Source organism: Microcystis sp. M53603_WE2, assembly GCF_030065435.1.
Genome location: NZ_JASJFF010000801.1, coordinates 1 through 5,902, shown reverse-complemented (window position 1 = coordinate 5,902; position 5,902 = coordinate 1). Strand labels below are relative to the sequence as shown.

At 43.5% G+C, this 5,902-nt stretch carries 8 protein-coding genes; 6 read left to right on the top strand and 2 right to left on the bottom strand.

Annotated elements, in window-relative coordinates:
- Positions 1-190 precede the first annotated feature (190 nt).
- A complete protein-coding gene (locus PX481_RS17140; RefSeq protein WP_288095144.1) occupies positions 191-1,339 on the top strand; it encodes a substrate-binding domain-containing protein in 1,149 nt (382 codons plus the stop codon).
- Positions 1,340-1,423: 84 nt separating this feature from the next.
- On the opposite strand, the gene PX481_RS17135 is transcribed toward PX481_RS17140, so the two are convergent.
- Entirely contained in the window at positions 1,424-2,653 is a 1,230-nt protein-coding gene (locus PX481_RS17135) for a site-2 protease family protein (RefSeq protein ID WP_043998981.1), read from the bottom strand.
- Positions 2,654-2,716: 63 nt separating this feature from the next.
- On the opposite strand from PX481_RS17135, the gene ruvA reads away from it, so the two are divergent.
- The 5 genes from ruvA (at position 2,717) to PX481_RS17110 (ending at position 5,108) form a co-directional block, all read left to right on the top strand.
- Positions 2,717-3,346, top strand: a complete 630-nt coding sequence (gene ruvA / locus PX481_RS17130; protein WP_002758325.1) for a Holliday junction branch migration protein RuvA — start codon at positions 2,717-2,719, stop codon at positions 3,344-3,346.
- A complete protein-coding gene (locus PX481_RS17125) occupies positions 3,334-3,480 on the top strand; it encodes a hypothetical protein (RefSeq protein WP_196219804.1) in 147 nt (48 codons plus the stop codon). Before ruvA ends, PX481_RS17125 begins: the two co-directional genes overlap by 13 nt.
- A 184-nt stretch (positions 3,481-3,664) precedes the next feature.
- The gene (gene apcA, locus PX481_RS17120; protein ID WP_002739012.1) at positions 3,665-4,150 is read left to right on the top strand and encodes an allophycocyanin subunit alpha; all 486 of its coding nucleotides are present in this window, start codon (positions 3,665-3,667) and stop codon (positions 4,148-4,150) included.
- A 79-nt stretch (positions 4,151-4,229) separates the two neighbouring features.
- On the top strand, positions 4,230-4,715 hold the full coding sequence (gene apcB, locus PX481_RS17115) for an allophycocyanin subunit beta (protein ID WP_002738786.1): 486 nt from the start codon (positions 4,230-4,232) through the stop codon (positions 4,713-4,715).
- Between the two features lie 189 nt (positions 4,716-4,904).
- Positions 4,905-5,108 (top strand): phycobilisome linker polypeptide, encoded by a 204-nt coding sequence (locus PX481_RS17110; RefSeq protein ID WP_002739162.1) that lies wholly within the window; start codon positions 4,905-4,907, stop codon positions 5,106-5,108.
- Between the two features lie 53 nt (positions 5,109-5,161).
- Here the strand turns inward: PX481_RS17110 and msrB are convergent, their stop codons facing one another.
- On the bottom strand, positions 5,162-5,578 hold the full coding sequence (msrB, locus tag PX481_RS17105) for a peptide-methionine (R)-S-oxide reductase MsrB (protein WP_288095141.1): 417 nt from the start codon (positions 5,576-5,578) through the stop codon (positions 5,162-5,164).
- Positions 5,579-5,902 lie beyond the last annotated feature (324 nt).

Below are 5,902 nucleotides of genomic sequence, written 5' to 3'. Positions count from 1 at the left end.
CTTCTATCCTAGCTTTAACTAGGACAAAATCAGAGTTTTCTACCATAAAAGTTAACAACAAAGCCGATCTATAGCTGAAATCGGTAGCGGCAAAACTCCCTAGTTTACATTCTGTTAAAAATCGTCCTATAATAATCCAAGGCTAGAAACTGGCAATTATTACTGTTGAAGTTGAAAATCGGCGGGCGATATGTTAAACAGACGTTCTTTTTTGCAAGGATTAGGTACAATCGCCTTAGCGGGAGGTTTAAGTGGCTGCGCTTCTGGAAGCGGCAATCTGAGCATTTTTCTCCTATCTGGTTCGATTCCGCCGCGATTACTAACAGATTTTCGGAAAACTATTGCCGAAAAAAAAGTCAATTTTCAGTCGGAAAGGCAGCTGAAAGAGCTATTAAAATTGTTGGAAAAATGGTTAAAAAATCAGGGGCAACCAACCTCACAATTTTCGTTTCCTATCCCTTTTAGGGAACAAAACCCAGCGATCGGTAATTTAGTCACCCTAGGGGATGCTTGGCTAGGAAAAGCGATTAGCAACGGTTTAATTCAACCCCTAGATACTTCTCAACTCTCTAATTGGTCAAAACTGCCCCCCCGTTGGCAAGAAAACATGGCTCGCAATGCCCAAGGACAACCGCAAACAGAGGGTAAAGTCTGGGGTGCGCCCTATCGTTGGGGAATGACAGTAATTGCCTATAATGAGGAAAAATTCGCTCAATTTGACTGGCGACCACAGGATTGGTCCGATCTATGGCGACCGGAATTAACCGGTAAAATTGCCCTAATTGATAATCGTCGCGAAGTCATCGGTTTAACCCTAAAAAAATTGGGTTATTCTTATAATTCCAGTGATTTAAAGCAAGTTACGGCACTAAAAGACCAGCTATTCGCTTTACAAAAACAGGTAAAATTTTATAGTTATCAATATTATTTACAACCCCTGATACTCGGTGATGTCTGGCTATCTGTGGGTTGGTCTAATGATATTTTACCCGTGAGCGATCGCTATAATAAAATTAAAGTTGTTGTCCCCAAATCTGGGACTTCTCTCTGGTCAGATGTGTGGGTAAAACCAGTTTTAACTACTCCTAATTCTCTTGTCCAGCAATGGATTGATTTTTGTTGGCAACCAGAATCCGCCACTAAAATTTCTTTATTTACCTCCGGATTATCACCCCTAATTCTCACTCAAAATCCCGACCAAATTTCCCCAGATATTAGAAATAATCCTTTACTTGTTAATCCAGAAGCGATCAAAAAAAGCGATTTTTTAAACCCTTTATCCCCAGCAACCGAGCAAGAATACGAGCAATTGTGGCAAGCAATGCGACAGTTAGTATAGTCAGGAGATACTAGACAAAATTCTGCGAGAATATTGAGGTGAAAATTACATTTACCTAACTGATAACTGATAACTGATAACTGATTAAGCGGCTTGACTTTGGGTTTCTTGGGCGAGAAAAGTAAGGATAGAAGCTTTCTCAATTAACCCCAAAACCCTGCCGTTTTCTTCTACCACTGTCACTTGAGATAAATTTTCTCCTTCCAAAATTTTTACCACATCTAGGAGGGAAGTATTAGACAAAACCAGTTTGAGACTTTCGCTAGTTTGTAATAACTGGCCGATATTTACCTCTGTCCATTGGGAAGTGGGAATCGTTTTCATATCCTCTACATTAATCACTCCTAATAGTTTACCTTCGCTATCGGTAACTAGGAATCTAGACCATTGTTGTTTACCGATAACATAATTATTAGCAAACTCGCGCAGGGTTAAATTAATCGGCACTACAGGACTATTAGGAGAGATAACATCTTTAGCACTGTAGCGACTTAGGAAATCTTGAACCTTAGCTGATTGAGCGGAAAAGCCAGCATTTTGTAGAAGGAAAAAGCCAATTAATAGCGTCCAAGCACTGCCAAATTGACTGATTCCGAGAATTGATAGCGCACCGATGACAATCGCTAACCAACCAAAAAATTGACCGAAACGACTAGCGAATAAAACCCCTTTATTGGGATTGCCCGTTACTTGCCAGACGATGGCTTTAAGGATATTACCACCATCTAGAGGTAAACCGGGGATCAGGTTAAATAACCCTAGGGCGAGGTTGATATAGACCAGGAGAGAAAGAATCGCCGCCAGGGGCGCATTTAAGCTAATATTGGAACCAATAATTAGGAAGATACCGAAGAGCAGTAAACTAACTAAAGGGCCAGCAATTGCTACTAGAAAAGCTTCTAGAGGAGTTTTCGATTCTCTGCCGAGAGTTGCCAACCCACCGAATAAAAAGAGGGTAATTGATTTGACTTCAATCCCTTGGGCGATGGCAACAAAACTATGACCTAATTCGTGGGCAACCACGGAGGCAAATAGGAGAATAGCGGCAAAAAATCCTAAGAGCCAGGGCATGATTCCCGTTAACTGGGGAAACTGACTTAAATCTCTCCCATAGGTTAAGGTAATTAACCCCAGAACGAAGAACCAAGAAGGATTAATATAAAAGGGAATTCCAAAGAGATTCCCGACTCTAATGTTGCCATTCATTTTGTATCTTCTCCAATTATTGGGGACTAACGCCAAGAAGATTAGGTTATCAATTACGCCATTCACTTCTGTTAACAATTGTAACAAAAATGAAAATCTCCCCGGCATTCCTTCAGGGAGTAAAAACCGTCATCCCTGTGGTTCGGTTATTTTCGTAGGAGAATTAAATCAATGATTAATTATTTACGGGGACAAGCGATCGAGGTGCTCAAAACCCCTAATAACCGACTGATCTTGATTTTAGACGTAAACCAGATCGGTTACGAAATCCAAATTCCCTCGCGATTAGCCCTAGACATCGGCAAAGATAACAATGATAGTCGTCAGATTTTTACTCACCTACTCCTTCGCGAGGAGCAGCCTTTATTGTACGGTTTCGGCACCGCTCCAGAGCGAGATCTGTTTCGTCAACTGCTTTCCGTCAATGGGGTTGGGGCGCAATTAGCCCTAGCTTTAATCGATACCTTGGGGATTGAGGAACTTGTGGTGGCGATAGTGACAGGAAATACCAAATTTTTGAGCAAAACCCCCGGAGTTGGCTTAAAAACAGCAGAAAGAATCGCTTTAGAGTTAAAAACTAAATTGGCAGCATGGCGACAACTAAGAGAAGCGACGACGACAACCACGGCAATACTACCGGCAGCGGCAATCCTTGAAGATGTGCAGATGACCCTTTTAGCTTTAGGATACAGCCAAGAGGAGATCGATCGAGCTATGGCAGTCCTCAGTCAAGATGCTTTATTTAGTAAAAATACTCAGCCAGAAGACTGGATTAAAGGAGCCATTAATTGGCTAGGGTAAATCAGTCGTCGGTCGTCGGTCGTCAGAAGATTAGTTTTATTGATTCTCCCCACACCCCACACCCTACACCCTACACCCTACACCCCGCTCCCCACTTCCCCACTTCCCCACTCCCTTGTGAGGGCAAATGTTAAAAAGTATTACGAAAATAGTGAGAAGGTGAACCAGATGCCGCAAAATAGTTGCGTTAGGTCGCTCTAGCTAGGGAAGTCTTGAGACGCTGAGGCGGAAACGAGATAACTTGAGCGTAGTGACCACAACTGCTATAAAATGTCAGATTAAGTTTATTAATCTCACTTAGTTGGGAGGAATCCATCAATGAGTATCGTCACGAAATCGATCGTGAATGCTGATGCTGAAGCTCGTTACCTCAGCCCCGGCGAACTAGACAGAATTAAAGCCTTCGTTGGCAGTGGTGCCGCTCGTTTACGCATCGCCGAAACCCTGACCGGCGCTCGCGAAACCATCGTCAAACAAGCTGGCGATCGCTTATTCCAAAAACGTCCTGACATCGTTTCCCCCGGTGGCAACGCTTACGGCGAAGAAATGACCGCCACCTGTCTGCGTGACATGGACTACTACCTACGTTTAATCACCTACGGAGTAGTTGCTGGTGATGTCACCCCGATTGAAGAAATCGGTTTAGTCGGTGTGCGTGAAATGTACAAATCTTTAGGAACCGACATCGGTGCCGTAGCTCAAAGCGTTCGCGAAATGAAAGAAGTTGCTACTGGTCTTATGTCTTCTGACGATGCTTCTGAAGCTTCTTCCTACTTCGATTACGTGATCGGCTCTATGTCCTAGAATAACTCCTTTGTGAATTGTTCTAGACACACCCCCCGTAAACCTCTTAAGATTAAGCAAAACCCAAGGAAGAACCACCATGCAAGACGCAATTACTTCTGTTATCAACTCTGCTGACGTTCAAGGCAAATACCTTGACGCTTCTGCTCTCGGCAAACTGAAAGGCTACTTCGCCACCGGTGAACTGCGCGTGCGCGCCGCTAGTGTCATTAGCGCCAACGCTGCCGGTATCGTTAAAGAAGCTGTGGCTAAGTCCCTGTTATACTCTGACGTAACCCGTCCCGGTGGCAATATGTACACCACCCGTCGTTACGCCGCTTGTATCCGTGACCTCGACTACTATCTCCGTTATGCTACCTACGCTATGTTAGCTGGAGATCCTTCTATCCTCGACGAGCGCGTTCTCAACGGCCTGAAAGAAACCTACAACTCTTTAGGTGTACCCATCTCCTCCACCGTTCAAGCTATCCAAGCGATGAAAGAAGTCACCGCTAGTTTAGTTGGTGCTGATGCGGGTAAAGAAATGGGGATTTACTTCGACTACATTAGCTCTGGCTTAAGCTAGAAATAACGAACTCGGACAAAATAGGTTCGGGAAGCCGAGGATGAGTGCTAGGTCTTTAAAGGCTGAATCTGTCCAAGATAGGTTTTGACGAGCTAGTATTGATCCTTGACTCCCGACCTTTGTTATTTTAGAAAAAGGCCTTCGTTAGTTTGAGCGACAAGTTTTTCAGCGATTAGGAGAAATCAATCCATGCGGATGTTCAAAATCACCGCTTGTGTTCCTAGCCAAAGCCGCATTCGGACACAACGGGAATTACAAAATACCTATTTCACCAAACTCGTTCCCTACGATAATTGGTTTCGTGAGCAACAACGCATCATGAAAATGGGCGGCAAAATTGTCAAAGTGCAGTTAGCGACCGGCAAACCAGGAACTAATACAGGTTTACTGTAATTGGCTGCCACTAGAACTTAAAAAAAAGAGGTCTGGAAAGACCTCTTTTTGCTTTAGGGATTTTTTTCAAACTGCAAAGCGGCAGAGTTGAGACAATAGCGTTTTCCCGTTGGGGGTGGACCATCATTAAAAACGTGACCAAGATGTGCATCACAGGTGGCACAAACAATCTCTGTCCGCACCATGAAAAAACTAATATCCCGTTCGTACTTGATATTAGTCTCGTTAGCAGCGGTCGAGAAACTCGGCCAACCAGTACCCGAATCATACTTGCTGTCAGAAGTAAATAACTCCGTACCACAGCAGACACATTTGTAAATACCTTTTTCCTTATTATCGTGATATTTACCCGTAAACGCCCGTTCTGTTCCCTTTTTGCGAGTAACTTGGAACTGTTCGGGAGTTAGCTGGGCCTGCCATTCCGCCTCGGTTTTACGAACTTTTTCTACCATAGTCAGGACAACCGCCATTATGATTAAACTTCCCTTTTTAGTCTAACCTGAGTTCGAGATCTAGGCTTTTTTCATAAACATGAAGTATGACCTGATTTAGCATCAGCTTCTGACGACGTACTCCCCAAAAGGAAAACTTGGTCAGGAAACCCTATAGACTTAGCATAATCTCAGCTTATCAATAGTATAAGTAACAATATCGTCAAACCCCTTTACAAACCGATACAAAGTCTTTAAGATAGAGACATCATCAATCAATCGTACCTCGACAACCTAATAGGAATCATAAACCAATGACCACCACTCTACAACAGCGCGAAAGCGCTTCCCTGTGGGAGCAGT

Bases quoted from the DNA above. Each gene is read 5' to 3' on its own strand.
- PX481_RS17140 (WP_288095144.1), top strand. From the start codon at position 191: ATGTTAAACAGACGTTCTTTTTTGCAAGGATTAGGTACAATCGCCTTA.
- PX481_RS17135 (WP_043998981.1), bottom strand. From the start codon at position 2,653: ATGCCGGGGAGATTTTCATTTTTGTTACAATTGTTAACAGAAGTGAAT.
- ruvA (WP_002758325.1), top strand. From the start codon at position 2,717: ATGATTAATTATTTACGGGGACAAGCGATCGAGGTGCTCAAAACCCCT.
- apcA (WP_002739012.1), top strand. From the start codon at position 3,665: ATGAGTATCGTCACGAAATCGATCGTGAATGCTGATGCTGAAGCTCGT.
- apcB (WP_002738786.1), top strand. From the start codon at position 4,230: ATGCAAGACGCAATTACTTCTGTTATCAACTCTGCTGACGTTCAAGGC.
- PX481_RS17110 (WP_002739162.1), top strand. From the start codon at position 4,905: ATGCGGATGTTCAAAATCACCGCTTGTGTTCCTAGCCAAAGCCGCATT.
- msrB (WP_288095141.1), bottom strand. From the start codon at position 5,578: ATGGCGGTTGTCCTGACTATGGTAGAAAAAGTTCGTAAAACCGAGGCG.